This is a genomic window from Candidatus Neomarinimicrobiota bacterium, from assembly GCA_041862535.1.
In the GTDB taxonomy this organism is placed as follows: Bacteria; Fidelibacterota; Marinisomatia; order SCGC-AAA003-L08; family TS1B11.
Map to the genome: position 1 here is coordinate 1 of JBGVTM010000245.1, position 2,235 is coordinate 2,235.

The 2,235-nt window shown below is 56.0% G+C and carries 2 protein-coding genes; one reads left to right on the plus strand and one right to left on the minus strand.

Annotated elements, in window-relative coordinates; translation table 11 throughout:
• On the plus strand, positions 1-1,260 hold a 1,260-nt coding region (locus tag ACETWG_09030), incomplete at its 5' end, for a 3-hydroxyacyl-CoA dehydrogenase NAD-binding domain-containing protein (protein MFB0516731.1).
• Positions 1,261-1,303: 43 nt separating this feature from the next.
• Here the strand turns inward: ACETWG_09030 and ACETWG_09035 are convergent.
• On the minus strand, positions 1,304-2,023 hold the full coding sequence (locus tag ACETWG_09035; protein MFB0516732.1) for a hypothetical protein: 720 nt from the start codon (positions 2,021-2,023) through the stop codon (positions 1,304-1,306).
• Positions 2,024-2,235: the final 212 nt, after the last annotated feature.

A 2,235-nucleotide genomic window follows, 5' to 3' on the forward strand; every position in this document is an offset into this window, starting at 1 on the left:
GCCCTGGTGCACGTATTTTTCGCCGAGCGGGCTGGCAGGGCCGAGCTCAAGGCTGAACCCCAGCCGGTGCGGCAGGTGGGGATCCTGGGTGGCGGACTCATGGGTTCCGGCATCGCGACCGTTTGCCTGGACAAGGGCTATACCGTGCGGCAGAAGGATTTGGACTGCGACGCCCTGGCCAAATCACGGGCCTACATCCAGCGCTATTTCGATGGCCGGGTGAAGAGGCACATCGTTTCTTGGCGGGAGGCTGGCTTGCTCCTGACCCACTACAGCGCCGCCACTGATTACAGCGGCTTCCGGCAGGCACAGGTGATTATTGAGGCGGTCTTCGAGGAGCTGGGACTGAAGCGGGCGCTGGTGGCGGACCTGGAGGGGCTGGTGTCGCCGGAGACGGTTATCGCCACCAACACCTCGTCCATACCGATTGCAAAGATCGCCGAAGGGGCCCAGCATCCGGAGCGCATCATCGGCATGCATTTCTTCTCACCGGTGGAAAAGATGCCGCTGCTGGAGGTTATCACCTCTGCTTATACAAATGAGCAGACTCTGGCTACCGCCGTGGGTCTGGGTCGGAAGCTGGGCAAGACGGTGATCGTGGTGAAAGACAGCCCCGGTTTCTTCGTCAACCGCATTCTCACCCCTTACCTGAACGAGGCTTTCAAGCTGCTGGAGGATGGCATCGCAGTAGATGCGCTGGACCGGTACGCCCGGCGGATGGGCTTCCCGGTCGGGCCCGGCACCCTGCTGGATGAGGTGGGGCTGGACGTGGCGGGCAAAGTTGCCGGTGTCATGGCGGCCTTTATCGGCGAGCGCCTGGAGATGAGCGATCATAACCGGCGCTTTACCGAGGACAACCGCCTGGGACGCAAGAACGGCCGGGGGTTTTACACCTACGAAGGCGGCAAGAAGGGCCAGGTGGACAGGTCGGTCTACCGGCTATTCGAGAATCCCCGACGGCGAACTATCCCTTATGAAGAAGTGCGCGAGCGCCTGCTGGCAAGCATCCTCAACGAGGCGGCCTATGCCCTGGAGGAGGGGGTAATCGCTAATGCCTCGGTGGGGGATACAGGGGCCATCTACGGCTTCGGTTTTCCGCCCTTCCTGGGTGGGCCGTACTGGGCCCTGGATCAGATCGGGCTAGCGGCCTTTGTCGATCAGCTGCGCCGGCTCGCAGATCGTCACGGTGGCCGGTTTACGCCGGCGCTGGATCTGGTCAGGCGGGCCGAGGCGGGAGTGAGGTATCACGCTGGGGCATAACCCGTCGGGCTCCTCTCTCAGGTGGTGTTAGGATAGGTTACCTTTACTTGAAGTAATAATTCAAAGTGAAGCTGGTGTAAGTTGTCCCCAGGCCGACCTCAGCCTCGGTTACCCACTCTTCCCTCCAGTCCACAGTTCCGTCGTAGCTATCCTCGTCCTCACCCTCATCTTTGAAACTGGTGGTGAAAATTCTCATACCATACTCTCCACCGATGGAGAAGTGGTCGCTGAAGTGATATTCTGCGCCGAAGCCCAGAGCCACGCTCACAAAGTCCAGAACGTCGTTAATTCTCTCCTGGTCCTCTTTTGAGAGTTCTTCCTCCCATCCATCAAAGTCGGAGATTGATCCATCAGGGGAATAATAGGTCCGCTCGCCTTTAGATTTACCCTTAATGGATGGAATGGTCATCTGAGCCTCTGCAAGTAGATACAGGCTACTGGGTAGATTTTTCAGGTACAATCGTGCACCGATATGGGGCATGATCAACTGTGCCGAGCCTTCAAAGCTCTCCGAGTATTCACGATACTTGTAGAGACGATCGGTCTGCCAATCGCGTTCGTAGGCGGTTGACTCCTCATCAAAACTGGCGGATATAGTGAGGATATCCAGACCACCTAGGGCCGCCAAGGGCCCAAATTTCATGCCAATGGAAGTCCCAGTGCTTGGTGATCCACTTTTGAATGATGCAAAGACGCCACTCTGGGCATAAAGCAAAGGCCCGAGTAGAAGACTTGCTATTAGAGTGGATAGTGCTTTTCTCATGTTAACCTCCTGATGGAAAAATATCGATCTGGCAACATATAAGATAACGATTTTATTTAACTGAGCTGGAACTATTATTTCCAAAAATTATGCTGAACCATTTGTTGCGATTATCATTTGCCTGGTAAGAGGCAATCCGCGGGTTTCAGTGGATTGACGCCAGCAGTTGAGACTATATAGATTTAGTAAAGATGCCTGCGCGATAGCTGGTT

Excerpts from the sequence above, each read along its gene's own strand:
- ACETWG_09035 (MFB0516732.1), bottom strand. The coding sequence starts at position 2,023 with ATGAGAAAAGCACTATCCACTCTAATAGCAAGTCTTCTACTCGGGCCT.